Consider the following 18,338-nt stretch of genomic DNA (forward strand, 5'->3'; position numbering starts at 1 on the left):
GGAGCAGCCGCCCCGTTCCTCCGCCCGGAGGAGCGCGCCCGCGGAGACCGCATGGAAACGCACGGAAAAGCAATGATCGAGAAGGTTATGGAGGTGAACATGAAGGGCTTGTCATCCTTGACGAGGCTGCTGTGCGTCGGCGCGGCGGCGGGAGGACTCGCCGTCGGCCTGGGCCTTGACCGGCTGCACGCCCACGAGGAACCAGACGCCGGGAGTGAAGCCCACTACAGGCTGTTCATCGGCGACCATGCCGACGGCGTCGTCCGGGCGGTCGAGGTGGAGGACGGGTCGAGTGCCGGAACCTTCAGGATCGACCAGTCGCCGGCCCTGACGCCCAGCCTGAGCGGGCGCACGGTCTTCGCCGTGCAGGGAGACGCCGGAAAGGTCGCCGTGATCGGCACCGGAATCTCGCTCGAGGATCACGGCGACCATAGCGACCTGAAGGTCGAGGCCGCGAGGCTCCTGCCGACGGTGATCTCCGGCGCCAAGCCCGCGCACGTCGTCGAGGGCTCCGGCACGATCGCCGTCTTCGACGACGGGACCGGCGACCTCGCGCTGTTCCCGGAGAAACAGCTCCTCGAGGGGGGATTCGAGCCCCGCCTGATGAAGCCCGGCGCGGCGCATCACGGGCTTGCCGCGCCCATGGGGAGCCACGTCGTCGTCTCCGTTCCGCACGCAGATCCCCAAGAGCCGCGCGTCGGGCTCAAGGTGATCGACAAGGACGGCAACCAGGTCGGCGAGGTGGCGAACTGCCCGGGCGTCCACGGCCAGGCCCAGTCGGCCCGGACATTCGCGTTCGGCTGCCGGGACGGCATCGTCATCGCCACTCCCGGCAGGGGATCCGAACCGCCGGTGCTGGAGCATGTTTCCACCTCGGGTCTCGGCGAGGGTTACGTCTCGACCCTCAAGGGCGGGACGGCGATGCAGTTCTTCCTCGGCAACTACGGCCCGAACGCCGTGGTCATCATCGAGCCCGGCGCCGGGGAGAGCTTCCGCAAGATCGACCTGCCGACGCGCCGCGTGGACTTCGCGCTCGATCCGGCCAAGGCGCGCAACGCCTACATCCTCACCGAGGACGGCCGGATGCACCTCCTGGACATCCTTTCCGGCCGGATCGAGAAGAGCGTCCGGGTCACGGAGCCCTATTCCATGGACGGACACTGGCGCGACCCGCGTCCACGCCTGGCCGTCGCCGGCGGGCACGTCGCCGTGACGGACCCCCTGAAGGGCCTCGTGCGGCTCGTTTCCACCGAAACCCTGGAGGAGGAGCGGACGATCCCGGTGGAGGGCAAGCCCTACACCATCGTCGCCGTCGGCGGCTCCGGCGCCGTTCATTAAGGAGACCCTCCCGCAGGCGGGGGGCGATCTTCCGCCTTGCGGGTCATGCCATGCCGTGCCGCCCGGCGTCGCCGAGACCCAGGGGCGTGTCAGCAAACGACAGCGAACGTAATCATCCGTCCGGGCATCATCGGCCCAAGTCGGTGTCGCGGGCGGGCGGGTCGCCGCGCGATAAACCGGCGGAGGTCAGCCAAGGTCATCACGACCGGCCCTGGACGCCGGCCCGCCTGATGGCTTGGGCGAACCGATCCGCACCGGCAAGCGCGTGATTTGGTTGTCAAAGATCCCGCGCAAGCGCGGGCAGCACAGTAGCAGAAGAGCGTTAGGATTGCCATCCCAACGAGATGCCCGTCGAGCGGGACCTCCCTGGGAAAGCCGGCGGGGCTTACTGGTCCCGCGGCTGCGCCCGCCCGCTGATGCTATGGGAAGCCTCTTTGGCGACCTTGGCCGTCGCCTCGGCAATCCTGATGCTGCTGTTCAGCATCACGCGCATTTCCTGATTCAGCAGGGCGTTTTGCGCTGCCACGAGGTCCTGCGGGGTTCGTGCGCGCAGGATGCTGTTCATGCCGTCGATGTTGCATTGCATGGCCTGGCGCGTGTAGTCGGCCCATTCGCGCATGACCGTCTGGAAACCGTCGGCCAGCATGACGCCGGTCTGCATCATGACCCCCAGGTTCTGCTGGGTGCGGCCGGCCGCCTGCTTGAAAGCCTTGTCCTGCATCGCCGGCATCCGGCCGAGTTGGCCGGCCATCGTCGATTCGACCGCCCGGCCGCCTGCCTGGTGGACCGCATCGGCGGCATCGCGGGCATCGCGGGCCGGTTCATCCGAGCGCTCCATCGTGCCACGCAGTTCCTGGGCGGCGTTCTGGAGGTTCTGTCCCGCGGCCTCGGCATTCTTCCGGATCTCGGCGCGGCTGGTGGCTTCGACGACTTTCCGGACCGGCTGGGCAGCCGGCTGGGTATCCGGGTTGGACGCGTCGCGAGCGCTTTTCGCCATCTCGGCGCCGGCATCGCGAACGGTCTTGCCGGCATCGGCAGTCTTCACTACGGCTGACATGGATTGTTCCTCGGTTTGAAATTATTGCATCGCAAGCACTTGAAGCGGAATACGGGAGACAGGCATCACCGGCCGCCGGACATCGGATCGACGACCCGATGTCCGGCAGAACGACCTGCATCGCCCGGGTTCGGCATTCCGGATTAGGAGGCCTTGGAACCGGCCGGCTTACGGTCGATTTCCTCGACGGTCACATCCTGACGGCGAACAGTGCCGCTGACGGTGACGTCACGCTCGCCCGAGTGCTTGCTCAGCGCCACTTCCTCGACCACGTGGGCCTGCTTGGTGACGACCGGCTTTTCCGAAACCACGGTCATTTCGATCGTGCCCTGCTGGAACGCCTTGGCGGCCTCTTCCGGCTTCAGGACCCGATCGACCTTGGTATGCTCGACCTCGACGTTTTCCTCGTGGAGGGTCACGGTCTCCTGGACTTCGCGCTCGCTGACCTCGGTCTTCAGGCGCTTTCCGCCGGTCGTGCGGGATACGCCGACTTCCAGTTCTTCCTCGATCACCTGGGCGCTTTCGGTCGCCTCGTCGGTTCGATTGCCAAGCTTCTCCAACAGCGCTTCCGGCGTCAGGGCCTTGAAGCTGCGCATCGTGCTCAGGGCATCGTCGGCCTTGTCGTCGTCGGCTTCCGCCACGACCAGGGCGCCGCCCTTCTGCATCGCCTTGCCGTAGCTGTCGGCCTTGTCCTTTTCATAACCGGCTTCGACCAGCCGGCTGGAGATCTGGGAAACGGCGACGTCCTGCAGGATCTCGACCGCACTCTTCTTGAAGCCGGCCTTGGTCAGTTCGCCAAGAACCTTGCTCGCAATGCTACCGTTCTCGAAAAGGCCAATGATGGAAGTGGTCATGCTAAATTCCTTGATGATCTGTGCTTGGGAAACTGGGTTATCAGCGCCCATCTCGCAACTGCGATATAGTACTTTGCGGTGCAATAACCTAGTGAAATATCTGTCCAGCCCAAATTTTATTTATTGCTTACAATAAAGTATGGCGTTGAATTTCTACGGGTTTCCTGCACATCAGAATTAATAGAAGAGAATTCACGACATTCACTATATCGATCATGCGGCTCGGAAGGCGCTATTATTTCTCCTTCCGCATCGCTGAGTTGGACAGCATGACTCCGCGTGCCTCAAGACCTCTTCCGGATCGATCCGGCCAGGGCGGCCGCCGACTTCGAGACCACGGCCCGCCTGTTCGGGCGATACGCATCCTCCCTCGGGATCGACCTCGCCTGCCGGGGCTTCGCCGGGGAATTGGCGACCCTTCCGGGCAACTACGCGGCGCCGGGGGAGAGCCGCTGGGCTGCGTGGCGCTCCGGCCCATGGCACCCGCCGGCTGCCCTGAGGGCGGCTGCTGCGAGATGAAGCGGCTCTACGTCCTGCCGCAGGGGCGCAACCTCGGTCTTGGCCGGGCGCTGGTGGACGCCCTCGTCGCGGAGGCGGTGCGGATCGGCGACCATAAAGACTCAGATTGAAAAAATCCCTCTGGGCCTGTCATCAAGGCTTATATACGCTAACGGTTTCATATCATCCTCTGAGACATTTCCATGAACTCAACCTGCGATGATCGCGAACGCGCAATTCGCAAAAAAATAGATGAAGGCGCAACAAGGGCGCGTGCTGATACCAAATTCAGGAAGTTCTGACTGGTGCGGCCCAGGGGTAACCGCATGTAGACCGTATCCGTCCAGGCTGGCCGATGAGGGTATTCCAGGTTGCGCAGCAGACTTCGATGATGTGGTTGAGATCGGTGAAGAGTCGGTGTGAAAGCAGGGTGTCGCGCATGACTTGCCACAGACGCTCGATGGCATTGAGCTCCGGGCTGTAGGGCGGCAGCGGGACGAGAGTGATGTTGGCCGGCACCTCGAGATCGTTAGCGATGTGCCAGCCGGCGCCATCGATCAGCACGGCGGCATGTGCGGCCTTGCCGACGGCCTGGCTGATCTCGGCGAGCATGAGGTTCATCGCCTCGGTGCTGACCCGACTGACCACCAGGGCCACCCCGGTGTCGCGCTCCGGACAAACCGCGCCGAAGATGTAGGCGGATTTGAAGCGATGGTCGCGCACCGCTCGAGGCCGCGTGCCGGTCGGTGCCCACAGGTGGGTCAGCGAGCCTTTCTGGCCGACCCTGGCATGGGGCCCCTCCGCCCCATCCTGGAACCAGACCTCCACCCGCTCGACTTCGGGATGCTGATCACGGATGCATGCCAGCGTCTGGCCGAAGTTTTTTTAAATGTCTCCTGGGCCGCAAGGTCGGTCTTGGGGTGGATCGGCCGGGGCTTCAGCCAGGAAAAGCCCATCCGGCGCAGCACGGCGTGCATGCCGCCCTGGCTGTAGTCGGCGCCGAAGTGCCGCAGCGACAACGCGCGGATATGGGACAGCCGGAACTCGACCACACCGTCGCGCTCGACCTGCGGACCGTCCGCGATCAGGGCGGCCAGTTCCGGGAGCAGTTCCTCGGCCACCAGGCAGGGCCGCCCAGGCCGGGCACGGTCGCGCAGGCCCGAAACACCCGCTTCGTTGAAGCGGTGAACCCAGTCGCGCAGGGTCTGCCGATCCATTCCCCCGATGCGAGCGGCCTGTTCGCGGCTGACACCATCGAGCACCGCCGCCAGAGCCAGAAGCCGGCTGGATACCCGACCATCCCGCTCCAGACGGGCAAGGCGTCGCAACTCGCTGGCCTCGATGTCTCGTCGGATCGCAACAGCCACCATCATGTCCCTCCGCAGATCAATGCGGTGAAACCGAATCACAAACTGCCCGATCCCACAAGCCCCGGTAGAAGCCTCTCGCCAGAACGGTGCGGCCTCCTCAAGAGTCATCATTTACTGAATTCGGTATGAGACCGCTGCCTTTGGCCGGACGGCGGTCGTGGAGCGCCTGCTCCAGGGCATCCAGCACGAAACCGGCTTGGGGGGTGCTTGAGACCCGCCAGCCGAAGATCCGCCGGGCCAAAGGCGTCGATGACGAAGGCCACGTAGACGAAGCCCTGCCACGTCGCGACATACGTGATATCCGCGACCTACAAGGCGTTCGGGCGGGACGCCTGGAACTGGCGGTTCACCCGGTCTGCGGGGCACGGTGCCGCCCGGTCGCTGACCGTCGTCCGTACCGTCTTGCCGCGTGTCACACCCTTCAGACCCATACGCCGCATCAGGCGGGCCACCGTGCAACGCGCCACGCCAAAGCCTTCCCGCCGCAACTGCAGCCAGACCTTCAGGACCCCGTAAACCTGGAAATTCTCATCCCAGATCCGCCGGATAGCCAAGCTGAGTTCCGCATCGCTTCGCCAGCGGGCCGGCACCTTTGACGGGTCAGTCCGCCGGGCGGCATGGGCGCGGTAGGTCGACGGGGCGATCGGCAGCACTTTGCAGATCGGCTCGACCCCTTGGACGGCGTGCTGCTCGTCGATGAAGGCGATTATTTCCGGAATGGGCGGTCGAGTTCCGCCTGGGCAAAATACGCCGATGCCTTGCGAAGGATCTCGTTCGCTCAGGTGCTGCTCGCGGTTCTCGCGCTCCAGCGCCTTGATCCGCTCCTGCTCGTCCGTTGTCGGACCATGGCGCCTTCCCTGATCACGCTCGGCCTGCCGGACCCAGCCCCGCAGCGTCTCCGCCGTGCAGCCGATCTTCGCCGAAATCGAGCTGATCGCCGCCCACTGCGAGGCGTGCTCCCCTTCGTGATCGAACGCCATCCGAACCGCGCGTTCGCGGACTTCAGGGGCGTACTTGGGTGATGCCTGTTTCGTCATGATGACCCCAGTCTCTCAAGAGATGGGGCCTCCGGTAACCCCGGCGCGGTTCATTTCTTACGATCACGATGCTCTTGGGTCCACATACCCTTTAGGTAGGTGGATTTATCCCAGTTCTACAACCCGCCCATCTCCCAAACGGGCGCAAGGAGTGTCCTCATCACGTACGGTCGCATGTTAGGCCACCTGGCTGCTTCCATTGCGCGGCTCGCCGCGCCGTTCAGACCGACCATACGGGTTCTCAAACGACCGTTCCGCGGCTGCGGGCTAGGCACACATCCCCGTGCCGTAGCTACGAAAACCGCTTGCCCATCCCAGTTATCGTAGCTACGATAACTGGGATGAACACCTGGGATGAAGCCAAACACGTGGCGAACCTTGCCAAGCATGGGCTGGACTTCGCCGTCGCCGAAGGGTTCGACTGGGATACCGCGCTGACCGCCGTGGACGAGCGCCGGGATTACGGCGAGGGCCGCTTCATTTCCATCGGCTATATCGGTCCCCGCCTGCACGTGATGGTATGGACGCCGCGCGGTGACGACACGCGCATCATCGGATTGAGGAAGGCCAATGACCGGGAAGAACGCCGCTACCACGCCGCCCAAGCCTGATCAGGTCAGCCAGGAGGACTGGGACGCCGTCGATGTGCCGGAGCTGACGGACGAATGGTTCGCCAAGGCGCGGCGTGGCGGCCGCCCGAAGGCTGCGGCGCCCAAGGAGTTGACGACGCTTCGCCTCGACCCCGACGTGCTGGCACACTTCCGCGCGACGGGTCCGGGTTGGCAGACCAGGATCAACGAGGCGCTGCGCAAGGCAGCCGGCCTGCGCCCCTGACCGTTCCCCGGGCCGTGCAAGATGGGCTAGCCGCGATGACGGCGCGGAGCGGCCTGCCGATGCCGCTGGACCGGGGTTGGGCGCAACATGGATTGCATTGCCACATCGCCACGGAGCGCCGGCCGGTAAACTCTCCTGGTCCGCGGCTCCCGCCCGGCGGACCGGCGACTCCCGCGGTCCCGATGCCCGGACGAGGAGCCTTGCCCCCCTTCCCGCCGCCTTCTATTATCGCGCCGAATTGGGGACGGAACGTTCCGGGACCAGGGGTTCGACGACGACTTCCGCCGGCCTCGCGCGGTTCCGTCCGCAGCCCCCGACGATCAAAGGCCGCCCGCGACCCGGGCGGTTGCGCAGAGGACCCGATGCCCCAACTCCGCTCCAGGACTTCCACCCACGGCCGCAACATGGCGGGAGCACGCGGCCTGTGGCGCGCGACCGGCATGAAGGACGGCGATTTCGGCAAGCCGATCGTCGCGATCGCCAACTCCTTCACCCAGTTCGTGCCCGGCCATGTCCACCTGAAGGACCTGGGCCAGCTGGTCGCGCGGGAGATCGAGGCCGCGGGCGCCGTCGCGAAGGAGTTCAACACCATCGCGGTGGACGACGGCATCGCCATGGGCCATTCCGGCATGCTCTACAGCCTGCCCTCGCGCGAGATCATCGCCGACAGCGTCGAGTACATGGTCAACGCCCACTGCGCCGACGCCCTGGTCTGCATCTCCAACTGCGACAAGATCACGCCCGGCATGCTGATGGCGGCCCTGCGGCTGAACATCCCGACCGTCTTCGTCTCCGGCGGCCCGATGGAGGCCGGCAAGGTCAAGCTGCACGGCAAGACCCGGGCGGTTGACCTGGTGGACGCCATGGTGGCCGCGGCCGATCCCGGCCTGGACGACGCCGAGGTGCTGGAAATGGAGCGGTCCGCCTGCCCGACCTGCGGGTCGTGCTCGGGCATGTTCACCGCCAACTCCATGAACTGCCTGACCGAGGCGCTGGGCCTGGCGCTGCCGGGCAACGGTTCCGTGCTGGCGACCCATGCCGACCGCAAGGGCCTGTTCCTCCAGGCGGCGCGGACGGTGGTCGAGATCGCGCGCCGCTACTACGAGCAGGACGACGCCAGCGTGCTGCCCCGCTCGGTCGCGAGCTTCGAGGCGTTCGAGAACGCGATGATGCTCGACATCGCCATGGGCGGCTCGACCAACACCGTGCTGCACCTGCTGGCCGCCGCCCACGAGGCGGAGGTGGACTTCACCATGGCGGACATCGACCGGCTGTCCCGCCGCATCCCGCAGCTCTGCAAGGTCGCCCCCTCGGTCCCCGACGTCCACATGGAGGACGTCCACCGCGCCGGCGGCATCATGGCGATCCTGGGCGAGCTGGACCGGGCCGGCCACCTGCACCGCGACCTTCCGGTGGTCCACGCCCCGACCCTGGGTGCCGCGCTCGACCGCTGGGACGTCAAGCGGACCGACGATCCCGACGTCCTGCGCTTCTACTCGGCGGCGCCCGGCGGCATCCCGACGGTGGTGGCCTTCAGCCAGGAGCGGCGCTACCAGACCATCGACGTGGACCGGGCCGCCGGCGTGGTCCGCGACGCCGAGCACGCCTTCAGCAAGGACGGCGGCCTGGCGGTCCTCTACGGCAACCTGGCGGAGGACGGCTGCATCGTGAAGACGGCCGGCGTCGATGCCTCGATCCTGAAATTCTCCGGCCCGGCGCGCATCTTCGAGAGCCAGGACGCGGCGGTCGAGGCGATCCTGAACGGCGGCATCCGGGCCGGCGACGTGGTGCTGATCCGCTACGAGGGCCCGCGCGGCGGACCGGGCATGCAGGAGATGCTGTACCCGACCAGCTACCTGAAATCCAAGGGCCTGGGCAAGGCGTGCGCCCTGGTCACCGACGGGCGCTTCTCCGGCGGCACCTCCGGCCTGTCGATCGGCCATGTCTCGCCGGAAGCGGCCGAGGGCGGGGCGATCGGGCTGGTCGAGGAAGGCGACCTGATCGAGATCGACATCCCGAACCGCTCGATCCGGGTGGCCCTGACCGACCAGGAACTGGCCTCCCGCCGCGCCGCCATGGAGGCGCTGGGCGCCGGCGCCTGGAAGCCGCGCGACCGCCACCGGCCCGTCTCCGTTGCGCTGCAGGCCTATGCCGCGCTGACGACCAGCGCCGCCCGCGGCGCCGTCAGGGACGTCTCGGCGGCGACGCGGGCGCCGCGGCCGTAGGCTTCCGGTCCACGGACCGCCCGCCGGCCCGCCATGGCCGGCGGTTTCCATCTCGGCGGGTGCATGAAGTCGTAGAGGCACGGGCCTATCCGCGATGGCCGAGTGATCGGACCGTCACCCATGTGCCGGCATGGCCCAGGTAGGTTCCGGTGGCGGCACCGATGAGGTGGGCGCAGATCCGCAGTTGCCCGCCCTGCCGGCGGGCGCTGCCTTCCACGATGAACCTCGCCCGGGCGGCGCTGTCGAGACCTCGGATGTCGGCGGCGTCGCCGTGCATCACGAAGGGCGGCAAGGCAACCGGCGGACGGCGGTCCGGGGAGTTCTCGCCCGCCGGCGGCGGATCCGCGATCCAGCGCGACGCATGGCCGAGGTTTCCCATCACTCCCGCGGACAGGACCGCGAGGAGCGCCGCCGCAGACCCGGTCAGGAACAGGGGCCGACGAGCGGGCAGCCACGGGAAACGGGGCCGCTGCCCGGCCGGGGCCGCCGCGACGACTTCGTACACATCGATCCCCAGGGACATGTTCTTCGCCGTCTTGCGGCCCAGAGGCCGGAAGGCCCAGGCGGCCGACGGCTCCGCGCTGCGGCGAACGGCATCGCTGACATAGATCGACCCCGGTCTCGCCATGGATTCCAGCCGCGCCGCGACGTTGACGCTGTTGCCATAGGTGTCGTCATCCTCTTCGATGACGTCGCCGACATTGACGCCGATGCGCAGGTCGAAACGGCGGGACGCCAAGGCGGACTGGATCTTCCCGGCCGCCTCCAAGGCTTCGTGCGCGCTGGCGAAGGACGCCAGGAACCCGTCGCCGGTCTGCTTGAAGATGCGGCCCCGGTTCCGCGCGACGGCCGGGCCGACGATATCGTCGAACAGCGAGCGGAGATCCCGATAGGTCGCGGTCTCGTCCTTCGCCATCATCCGGCTGTAACCGACGACGTCCCCTGCCAGAATGGCCGCGAGCCTGCGTCTCATCTCCGGAACTCCGAGCCGCGACCGGGGGCCTCGGCGGGATCGCCGGCAAGGTTCGCCGACACGGCGGACGCGGCGGAGAGGATCCTGGGGCATGTCATGGCGTCTGGTTTCCGGTTCCGTGGTGGAAAGACGGAAGCGGGAGGATGTCTCGCGCCATCTCCGCCCCCGCTTCGAGGATCACCCTAACCGCCGCCTGTCGCACTCCTGTGCCGGGACTGTCCGCCCTTGTACCGAATTGTATCAGCGTCGCGGCCAAAGCCCCGGCGTACAAGGCTCCTGGAATATCTTGATACAATTCCGTCCAGCCATATCGCGGCGGGCGCAGTATAAGGTTGGCTGTGTTCAGCGTCCGGGACCGATCATGGACTCCGTGCCCCACATCGCCGTCGTCGACGACCATCGCGACATCCGCGACCTTGTCGGCAAGTATCTCCAGCAGCAGGGCTACCGCGTCAGCACCGTGGAGCATGGCGCGGCGCTGCGCCGCCTCATGGAGCGGAAGGCGCCGGATCTCATCGTCCTCGACATCATGATGCCGGGCGAAGACGGGCTCACCCTCTGCCGCGAGCTGCGGGCCGGCCCCGGCGGAGGGGTCCCGATCATCTTCCTGACCGCCCGGACGGACGAGACCGACCGCGTGATCGGCCTGGAGCTCGGGGCGGACGACTACCTGGTCAAGCCGTTCTCCTCGCGCGAGCTCCTGGCGCGCATCAAGGCGGTGCTGCGCCGCGCCAACAGCCTGCCGCACCAGCGGACCGCCCGCAGGGCCGGGATGGTGCGCTTCGACCGCTGGGTCCTCGACCTCGGCCGTCGGGAGCTCCAGGGCGAGGACGGGGTGGGCGTGCCGCTTTCGACCGCCGAGTTCCGGCTGCTCAAGGTGTTCGTCGAGCATCCCGGCATGGTCCTCAGCCGCGACCAGCTCCTCGACCTCACCGTCGGGCGCGAGGCCGATCCCTTCGACCGCTCCATCGACAACCAGGTCAGCCGCCTGCGCCGCAAGGTGGAGGCCGACCCGAAGTCCCCGACCATCATCCAGACCCATTGGGGCGGCGGCTACAGCTTCATGCCGGAGGTCTTCTCGTCGTGACGCGCCTTCTCACCTGGTGGCGCAAGCGCCTGTCGGTCCAGCTTCTCGCCTCCATGCTGGTCGCGCTTTTCGCCTCCCAGACGGTCGGGATGTGCATTTCGTGGGATCAGTTCATCTCGGACCTGCGCGCAGCCGCGCGCACGGAGCTCAGCAGCCGCGCGGCGGCCGTGGCCCGGCTGGTCGAAACCCTGCCGCCGGCGCTTCAATCCGATATCGCCCGCGTCAACAGCACGGACTACACCCGTTTCTGGATCTCCGAGGACCCGACGCCCGACCCCGAACCGTGGGTCGGCGAGGCGTTCGACCGCTTCAAGGTACCTCTGCGGACGCTCCTGAACGGATCGGGCCAAGCCATGCCGGCGGGCAGCCCGGCCGGGAGAACGCCGCTGCCAGAGGGGACGACCGCTGCGCACCTCCTCGAGGGAATGGCCTGGACGGCGGCGCCAGCCGATCGGGCGGACCTGCCGGCGCGGGCGCTCTATCTCGACTTTGCGGAACGCAACGGCGCCGGGGTTATCGTTCCGCTCAACGACGGCCGCGTTCTCAACGTCGCCTTCTACAAGCATTTCATGCCGTCGATCTGGGACACCCACCTCCCGGTGTCGCTCGCATTGACCGCGGTCCTCGTCTCCCTGGTGGGCGTCCTTACCGTACGGCGCATCGTGCAGCCCCTGCGCCAACTCACCAGGGCCGCGGAGATGCTCGGGCGCGGCGAGGCGGTGACGCCGTTGCGCGAATGCGGCCCCGACGACATCCGCCGCACGGCCGAGGGATTCAACCGCATGCAGGAGCGCCTGCACCGCTTCGTGGAGGACCGGACGCGCATGCTGGCGGCGATCGGCCACGACCTGAGGACGCCCCTGACCACGCTGCGCCTGCGCGCCGAGCTGGTGGAGGATCCCGACCTCCAGGAGCGGATGCTCGACACCATCGACGAGATGCAGGCGATGACAGAGGCGACGCTGTCGCTCGCGCGCCAGGAGACCAGCGCCGAGCCGACCCGAACGATAGACCTCTCGGCCCTGGTCGAGAGCGTCTGCGACGACCTGGCCGAGATCGGCCAGTCCGTCGTCTTCATCGGCGGCGAGCGGGTGAACTACCGCTGCCGGCCGGAGGGCTTGCGGCGCACGATCCGCAACCTCATCGAGAACGCCGTGCGCTATGCGGGCCGGGCCGAGGTGCGGCTGATCACCACGCGCTCGACGGTCGAGATCGTGGTCGAGGACGACGGACCGGGCATTCCGCTCGACAGGATGGAGGAGGTCTTCGCGCCCTTCTTCCGCCTGGAAGCGTCGCGCTCGCGCGAGACGGGGGGCGTCGGCCTCGGCCTGTCGATCGCCCGCGCCATCGCCCGCCAGCATGGCGGCGACGTCGTCCTGTCGCTGCGCCAGCCCGGCTTGAAGGCCGCCGTCGTCCTGCCGGCCTGAGCGCGGCGGGGAAAGCGGCGGCGCCGCCTAGAGCAGTACCCGATCAGGTCGATCCGCCCGAGACGGCTGATCCGGTGCGTTGCGCCATGGGCGCAACCTACGACCTTCGGCCCGCATCGAGCCGTAGGTTGCGCCCATGGCGCAACACAGTGCGGCGAGTGGAGCGGCGGGCTACGAGGACCGGAGCGATTCAACCCGGTCGGAAACCGCTCTAGCCTCCGAGCGCCGCCAGGACGCGGTCCGGCAGGAACGGGTAATGGCGAAGCCTCACGCCGCCGGTGAGCCGGGCTATCGCGTTGGCGATCGCCGGGCCGGTGGGCGGAAGGCCGGCCTGGCCGATGCCGCCGACCGGACTGCCCGGCGTCGGCACCACGGCGACCTCGATCTCGGGAGCCTCGGACATGCGGATCACCCGGTAGGTGTCGAAATTCGATTCCTGCACCGCGCCATCGACGACGTTGATCTGTTCGAACAGCGCATGGCCGGTCCCGTTCGTTATCCCGACGATCATCATGGCCTCGATATGGAGCGGCTGGATCGCCACGCCAGGGTCGATCGCGCACCAGACCCTGTGCACCCGGATCCGTCCGGTTTCCCGGTCAAGCGACACCTCGGCGACCTGGGCGCAATGCGAGTCGAAGGCGTCGGAATAGGCCAGCCCTATTCCCCGGCCCTCGCGCTTGCGATCCCACTCCGCCATCCGGGCGACGGTCTCGATGACCTTGCGCGCACGGGGCTGGTCGCTCAGGAGCTCCAGCCTGAACGCCACGGGATCGACCCCCCTGGCGGCCGCGATCTCGTCGACGACGCACTCGATCGCGAACCTCGTATAGCCGACCCCGACCGCGAACCAGAACCCCACGTCCAGCCCGTTCTCCTGGCGCAGATACTCGATCCGGTGGGCCGGCACCGCGTAGTTGAAATGAGCGCCTTCGGTCACGACGTCGTCGTGCCCTCCCTTGCTCTCGAACAGTTCCGGCAGAGTGCGGGCAAATACGGAGTCCGCCACGATGCGGTGGCGCCAGCCGACGATGCGCCCGTCGGCGTCCAGCCCGACCCGGATGTTCTGGGCTTCCAGCGGCCGGAACTTGTCGTGCCGGATGTCGTCCTCCCGGCTCCAGATGACCTTGACCGGCCGACCCTCCGCGGCCTTGGCCAGGGACACCGCATCGGTGATGAAATCCCTCTCGGCCTTGCGTCCGAAGCCGCCGCCGAGAAGGGTCGTGTTCACCTTGACCTTTTCGGGCGTGGTGCCGACCACATCCGCCGCGAACCCCTGCGTACCCGTCGGACCCTGGGTCGGCGCCCAGATCTCCACCGTATCGCCGGTCACGAGCGCCGTGGCGTTCATCGGCTCCATGGCCGCGTGGGCGACATGGTCGCTCATATAGTCCACGTCGATCACCGTCGCGGCCCCGGAGATCGCGGCCTGCGCGTCGCCGGCCGCATGGGCGGGAACGCCCTGCCTTGCCGGATCGCGGCCGATGGCGCGGTACTCGTCGAGCAGGCGCCGGCTCGTGTAGTCGCGGACCCGTGACCCGGTGCTCCAGGCGACCTTGAGCAGCTCCTTCGCCCGCCTGGTCGCCTCGACCGTCTCGCCGATGATGCCGACGCCATAGGGCAGCGGAACGATATGGGTGACGCCCGGCACGGCCCTCGCCTCGGCGTCGTCGATGGCCTCGGGCCGCTCGCCCTGGACCGGCGCCCGCAGCACCGCACCGTGGAGCATGTCCGGAAGCTGGACGTCGATGCCGAAGATGGCGGTGCCGTCGACCTTCGAGGGCACGTCGACCCGCCGGACCGTCCGCTTTCCGACATAGCGCCAGCTGTCGCTCGGCTTCAGGTCGGCCTCGCCCGCCTGCGGAAGCGGGTCCGGAAGCGTTCCGTTCACGGCGATCTCACCGTAATCGAGCGCGCGGCCCGAAGCCGGGTGGACGACCCTGTTGGGCTCGGTCGCAAGCTCGCTCACCGGCACGTCCAGCATGCCGGCGGCGGCCGCCAGCAGGACCATGCGGGTCTGGGCACCGGCCAGCCGGAGCAGCCCGTGGTAGCCGCGGGTGGACGCGCTCCCGCCGGTGAGCTGGATGCCGTAGAAGCCCGGATTGCCGTAGGTCTCCGCGTCGGAGGGGGCCTGGACGATGCGCACGCGGTCCCAATCGGCATCCATTTCCTCGGCGATGAGCAGCGGAAGCGTGGTCATGATCCCCTGCCCCATCTCGACGGCCGGCGAGACGATGGTCACCGAACCGTCGGCCGCGACCGTCACCCAGGCGTTCGGACGGAAGGCGCCCTCGGCGGCCCGGGCGATCGCAGCGCCGTGGGCCAGGTCGGGCAGGCTCCCGAACGCGACCGCGACGCCGAGGCCGCCGGCCGTGACGAGGAAGCTGCGCCGCGACAGCGCGCGGCTCCTGGTCTGCATGGTGCGGTCCATGGCTCAACCCTCCCGTGCGGCGCGCTGAATGGCGGCGAGGATGCGGACATAGGTCCCGCAGCGGCAGATGTTGCCGTCCATATGCTCGATGATCTGCTCGCGGGTGGGCAGCGGCGTGCGCCCGAGGAGCGCCGCCGCCTGCATGATCTGACCGGACTGGCAATAGCCGCATTGCGGCACCTGCTCGGCGATCCAGGCTTTCTGCAGCGGATGCCCGCCATCGGGCGAGAGGCCCTCGATGGTCGTGACCGCGCGTCCCTCGACATCCTCGAGCCAGGTAACGCAGGAGCGCACCGGCGCTCCATCGACATGGACGGTGCACGCACCGCACTGCGCGATGCCGCAGCCGTATTTCGTGCCGGTGAGCTTGAGGTGTTCGCGGATGACCCACAGCAGCGGGGTATCGGGCCCGGCGGCGATATCCACCGCGCGCCCGTTGATCGTGAACGCCGTCATGAACGCTTCTCCTCTGGCTGATGGCTTCCGAGACGGTGCGGAGCGCCGGCACCCGGGAAGCCGGAGCGGATTGCCCCCAGGATAGGCAGGCGCCGGAATACGGTCTATGCTGCGGGGTCCGAGTTATCTTCGAGATCGTCCAGGGAAGGTCCATGGATCCGCTGTCAGATGTGCTGGCCCTGCTGAAGCCGCAAAGCTACGTGTCCGCGGGGTTCGACGCCGGCGGCGACTGGTCGATCCGGTTCTCGAACCAGCAGAACCGCATGAAATGCTACGCCGTCCTGTCGGGAGAGTGCTGGTTGTCCGTCGAGGACGTCGCCGAGCCGGTGAGGCTGAGATCGGGCGAGTGTTTCGTGCTGCCGAGCGGGCGGGACTTCCGTCTCGCCAGCGACGTCGCGCTGCCGCCGGTCGAGTCCGGCGCGTTCTTTCCGCCGGCCCGGCCGGGGGGCGTCGTGACGGTCAAGGGCGGCGGCGATTTCTATCTGGTCGGCAGCCGCTTCGCGGTCAGCGGCAGGAACTCGGGCAGCCTCCTCCGAATGCTTCCGCCCATCGTGCATGTGCGCAGAGCATCCGAGCAGGCGGCGCTCCGCTGGTCGGTCGAGCGGATGCGGGAGGAGTTGCGCGAGCAGCGGCCGGGCAGCGCGCTCATCGCGCAGCATCTCGCGCACATGATGCTGGTCCAGGCCCTGCGTCTGCACCTCGACGACGGGCCGGCCGGCGGCGTCGGATGGTTCTTCGCGCTCGCGGACAAACAACTCGGCGCGGCGATCGCCGCCATCCACGCCGACCCGGCGTATCGCTGGACGTTGAAGGAACTGGCCGAACGCGCCGGCATGTCCCGGTCGAGCTTCGCCCTGAAGTTCAGGGAGATGGCCGGGGAGACCGCGATGGAGTACCTGGCGCGCTGGCGCATGCTGCTTGCCGGCGACAGGTTCGAGAATACCAGCCAGTCCGTATCGGCCGTCGCCCTGTCGCTCGGCTACGAGTCCGAAAGCGCCTTCAGTACGGCCTTCAAGAGGGTCATGGGCTGCACGCCCCGGCAGTATGGCCGCGATCCGGCGCCGACCCCTGTCCCCCGCGGGCAGGGGAACGGTCATTCACCGATGATGCGCGCCTCCCGCACGTAACCGAAGTCGCCGTGGCCCGGCCAGGCTCGCCCGTCGGGATAGCGCAGCTCGCTCCCGGCAAGATCGCCCTCGTCCGCGAGCCTCATGTTGACGCCCATCATGGTGTTTCCGAACTTCGCGACGGCGCCTTCGGTCAGCGTGAAATGCGTCGTCGATCCGCACCTAGGGCAGAAACGGATTTCAGCCCCCGGCTCCGCCTTGTCCTCCCGGATGTAACTGCTTGCCGTCCCCTCGACCCCGACCTGGGATGGATGGAAATAGGCCCAGCGGACGCCCGCCTTGCTACAGAGCGTGCAGTTGCACTCGTTGATGTAGTCCGGCCGCCTGTCCAGTTCGATGCGGACCTGGCCGCAATGGCAGGAGAGCTTCAGCATAAGGGATCTACCTCGGGGTTGGTGAAAAACGGGCGGCTGAAACGCAGGGAGTCCGCCGGCGGTTGCCCGGACGGACTTGTATCAGAATGTTCCAGGGTGCCGTGCGTCGGCGTTTCGGCCGCCGCGGCTGATACAAATCGGTACAAGGGCGGACAATCCCGGCACAGGGCTGCGACAGGCAGCCGTTACGGTGATCCTCGAACCGCGGGGAAGACTGAAGGGAATGTTCTCGCGGTTTCGCAGGGCAGAATCGGCGATGTCCGCGGCGCCTGCGTCTTGCAACATCGTTTCTCGGCAACATGGTCCCCTCGATCCCGGAAAGGAGCATGGCCGCTCCCTGGGATCACCGGACGGATCGGCACATCCAGTGGAGACTGCATGGTATCCCTCATCGTCACCGGCTTGATCGACGACATCGAAGCGATGGACGGCAAGCCTCTGCCGTGGCACCTGCGCGAGGATCCCGGCCGTCCCGCCGTCGCCAACCGGATGTTCGACGCCGCCGGCGAGCGGCGCACCCGGACGGCCGTGCCGGGAAGCGAGGCATGATGATCCCGAAATGCATCCATCCGCTCCCCGATCCGTGCGGCGGCGACCCGATCCCCCGGCAAGCCCGATGGTCGGATCGGGTGCGCTTCTTGCGATCCTGGATCACGGAGCCGTTGCGGGTCGCCGCCGTCACGCCGTCCAGCGCATCGCTCGCCCGGCTGATCACGTCGGAGATCGGCGCCGCGCAGTCGCCGGTCCTGGAGCTTGGCCCCGGGACCGGTGTCTTCACCAAGGCGCTGCTCGACCGCGGTTTGAACCAGACCGACCTGACGCTGGTCGAGTATGGGGCCGAGTTCGTGACGGTTCTGCGCGAGCGGTTTCCGCAGGCGAGGATCCTGCACCAGGATGCATCCAGGCTTTCGGCTCCCGATCTGTTTCCGGGTGCGACGGCCGGAGCAGTCGTAAGCGGCCTCGGCCTCGTCTCGATGCCGCCCCGGACCGTCATCGCCATACTCACGGGCGCGTTCGCCTGCCTGCGGCCCCGCGGGGCCTTCTACCAGTTTACCTATGGCCCGCGCTGCCCGGTTCCGCGGCCGATCCTCGACCGGCTCGGACTGAAGGCGCAGCGCATCGGCAGCACCGTCAGCAATCTGCCGCCCGCGGCCGTCTACCGCATAAGCCGGCGCGGACCGCATCTGCCGGAATGGAGGAAACCGTCACCATGACCGGCTGCCCCAACCGAAGAAAAAGGCCATGCGACC

18 protein-coding genes, 1 pseudogene and 1 other annotated feature are annotated in these 18,338 nt (G+C 67.6%); of the genes and pseudogenes, 11 read left to right on the forward strand and 8 right to left on the reverse strand.

What is annotated here, in order from left to right; all coding sequences use genetic code 11:
* The first annotated feature begins 72 nt into the window (after nt 1–72).
* Entirely contained in the window at nt 73–1,338 is a 1,266-nt protein-coding gene (locus tag IGS68_RS28000; RefSeq protein ID WP_201082361.1) for a metallochaperone AztD, read from the forward strand.
* A 385-nt stretch (nt 1,339–1,723) separates the two neighbouring features.
* On the opposite strand, the gene IGS68_RS28005 is transcribed toward IGS68_RS28000, so the two are convergent.
* Together IGS68_RS28005 and IGS68_RS28010 are read right to left on the reverse strand one after the other, a co-directional pair.
* A complete protein-coding gene (locus IGS68_RS28005; protein ID WP_201082363.1) occupies nt 1,724–2,395 on the reverse strand; it encodes a phasin family protein in 672 nt (223 codons plus the stop codon).
* Between the two features lie 143 nt (nt 2,396–2,538).
* Nucleotides 2,539–3,300 (reverse strand): YsnF/AvaK domain-containing protein, encoded by a 762-nt coding sequence (locus tag IGS68_RS28010; RefSeq protein WP_201082364.1) that lies wholly within the window; start codon nt 3,298–3,300, stop codon nt 2,539–2,541.
* A gap of 228 nt (nt 3,301–3,528) precedes the next feature.
* Here IGS68_RS28010 and IGS68_RS35745 point away from each other — a divergent pair, with 228 nt between their 5' ends.
* Nucleotides 3,529–3,768 carry a hypothetical protein gene (locus IGS68_RS35745; protein WP_247881493.1) on the forward strand — a complete coding sequence of 80 codons (240 nt, stop codon included), beginning with the start codon at nt 3,529–3,531 and terminating at the stop codon, nt 3,766–3,768.
* Entirely contained in the window at nt 3,726–3,878 is a 153-nt protein-coding gene (locus IGS68_RS35750) for a GNAT family N-acetyltransferase (RefSeq protein WP_247881458.1), read from the forward strand. Before IGS68_RS35745 ends, IGS68_RS35750 begins: the two co-directional genes overlap by 43 nt.
* 157 nt (nt 3,879–4,035) lie before the next feature.
* On the opposite strand, the gene IGS68_RS28020 is transcribed toward IGS68_RS35750, so the two are convergent.
* Both IGS68_RS28020 and IGS68_RS28025 read right to left on the reverse strand, forming a co-directional pair.
* Nucleotides 4,036–5,117 (reverse strand): IS630 family transposase gene (locus IGS68_RS28020; protein ID WP_201082791.1). Its coding sequence is split into 2 segments (ribosomal slippage): nt 4,036–4,634 and nt 4,634–5,117, totalling 1,083 coding nucleotides; the frame shifts between segments, so codons are not numbered across the junction.
* 115 nt (nt 5,118–5,232) lie between these two features.
* Nucleotides 5,233–6,154, reverse strand: a pseudogene (locus tag IGS68_RS28025) (IS3 family transposase); the annotation flags it as partial.
* Nucleotides 5,753–5,869: a sequence feature (AL1L pseudoknot), on the reverse strand. (Overlaps the previous pseudogene by 117 nt.)
* Nucleotides 6,155–6,495: 341 nt before the next feature.
* Here IGS68_RS28025 and IGS68_RS28030 point away from each other — a divergent pair.
* From IGS68_RS28030 to ilvD, 3 genes are all read left to right on the forward strand, one after another.
* Entirely contained in the window at nt 6,496–6,765 is a 270-nt protein-coding gene (locus IGS68_RS28030) for a BrnT family toxin (RefSeq protein WP_201082365.1), read from the forward strand.
* A complete protein-coding gene (locus tag IGS68_RS28035; protein WP_201082366.1) occupies nt 6,725–6,988 on the forward strand; it encodes a BrnA antitoxin family protein in 264 nt (87 codons plus the stop codon). The genes IGS68_RS28030 and IGS68_RS28035 overlap by 41 nt, the downstream gene beginning before the upstream one ends.
* A 362-nt stretch (nt 6,989–7,350) precedes the next feature.
* Nucleotides 7,351–9,213 (forward strand): dihydroxy-acid dehydratase, encoded by a 1,863-nt coding sequence (gene ilvD / locus IGS68_RS28040; RefSeq protein ID WP_201082367.1) that lies wholly within the window; start codon nt 7,351–7,353, stop codon nt 9,211–9,213.
* 85 nt (nt 9,214–9,298) lie between these two features.
* On the opposite strand, the gene IGS68_RS28045 is transcribed toward ilvD, so the two are convergent.
* The gene (locus IGS68_RS28045) at nt 9,299–10,186 is read right to left on the reverse strand and encodes an adenylate/guanylate cyclase domain-containing protein (protein ID WP_201082368.1); all 888 of its coding nucleotides are present in this window, start codon (nt 10,184–10,186) and stop codon (nt 9,299–9,301) included.
* A gap of 361 nt (nt 10,187–10,547) precedes the next feature.
* Here IGS68_RS28045 and IGS68_RS28050 point away from each other — a divergent pair, with 361 nt between their 5' ends.
* On the forward strand, nt 10,548–11,273 hold the full coding sequence (locus IGS68_RS28050) for a response regulator (protein ID WP_201082370.1): 726 nt from the start codon (nt 10,548–10,550) through the stop codon (nt 11,271–11,273).
* Nucleotides 11,270–12,700: an ATP-binding protein gene (locus IGS68_RS28055; RefSeq protein ID WP_247881459.1), complete on the forward strand. Its 1,431-nt coding sequence runs from the start codon at nt 11,270–11,272 to the stop codon at nt 12,698–12,700. The genes IGS68_RS28050 and IGS68_RS28055 overlap by 4 nt, the downstream gene beginning before the upstream one ends.
* A gap of 211 nt (nt 12,701–12,911) precedes the next feature.
* Here IGS68_RS28055 and IGS68_RS28060 read toward each other — a convergent pair whose 3' ends face one another.
* The gene (locus IGS68_RS28060; RefSeq protein ID WP_201082371.1) at nt 12,912–15,131 is read right to left on the reverse strand and encodes a xanthine dehydrogenase family protein molybdopterin-binding subunit; all 2,220 of its coding nucleotides are present in this window, start codon (nt 15,129–15,131) and stop codon (nt 12,912–12,914) included.
* Between the two features lie 3 nt (nt 15,132–15,134).
* The gene (locus IGS68_RS28065) at nt 15,135–15,587 is read right to left on the reverse strand and encodes a (2Fe-2S)-binding protein (protein ID WP_201082372.1); all 453 of its coding nucleotides are present in this window, start codon (nt 15,585–15,587) and stop codon (nt 15,135–15,137) included.
* Nucleotides 15,588–15,739: 152 nt separating this feature from the next.
* On the opposite strand from IGS68_RS28065, the gene IGS68_RS28070 reads away from it, so the two are divergent.
* Complete coding sequence (locus IGS68_RS28070) at nt 15,740–16,714, forward strand: AraC family transcriptional regulator (RefSeq protein ID WP_201082373.1); 975 nt, start codon at nt 15,740–15,742, stop codon at nt 16,712–16,714.
* Here the strand turns inward: IGS68_RS28070 and IGS68_RS28075 are convergent.
* Nucleotides 16,681–17,088: a GFA family protein gene (locus IGS68_RS28075; RefSeq protein WP_201082374.1), complete on the reverse strand. Its 408-nt coding sequence runs from the start codon at nt 17,086–17,088 to the stop codon at nt 16,681–16,683. The genes IGS68_RS28070 and IGS68_RS28075 overlap by 34 nt on opposite strands.
* A 378-nt stretch (nt 17,089–17,466) precedes the next feature.
* Between IGS68_RS28075 and IGS68_RS28080 the strand changes: the two genes are divergently transcribed.
* Entirely contained in the window at nt 17,467–17,637 is a 171-nt protein-coding gene (locus tag IGS68_RS28080; protein ID WP_201082375.1) for a hypothetical protein, read from the forward strand.
* 50 nt (nt 17,638–17,687) lie between these two features.
* The gene (locus tag IGS68_RS28085) at nt 17,688–18,302 is read left to right on the forward strand and encodes a class I SAM-dependent methyltransferase (RefSeq protein ID WP_201082795.1); all 615 of its coding nucleotides are present in this window, start codon (nt 17,688–17,690) and stop codon (nt 18,300–18,302) included.
* Nucleotides 18,303–18,338: the final 36 nt, after the last annotated feature.

Origin of the sequence: Skermanella sp. TT6, assembly GCF_016653635.2 — a bacterium.
GTDB classification, from domain to species: domain Bacteria; phylum Pseudomonadota; class Alphaproteobacteria; order Azospirillales; family Azospirillaceae; genus Skermanella; species Skermanella cutis.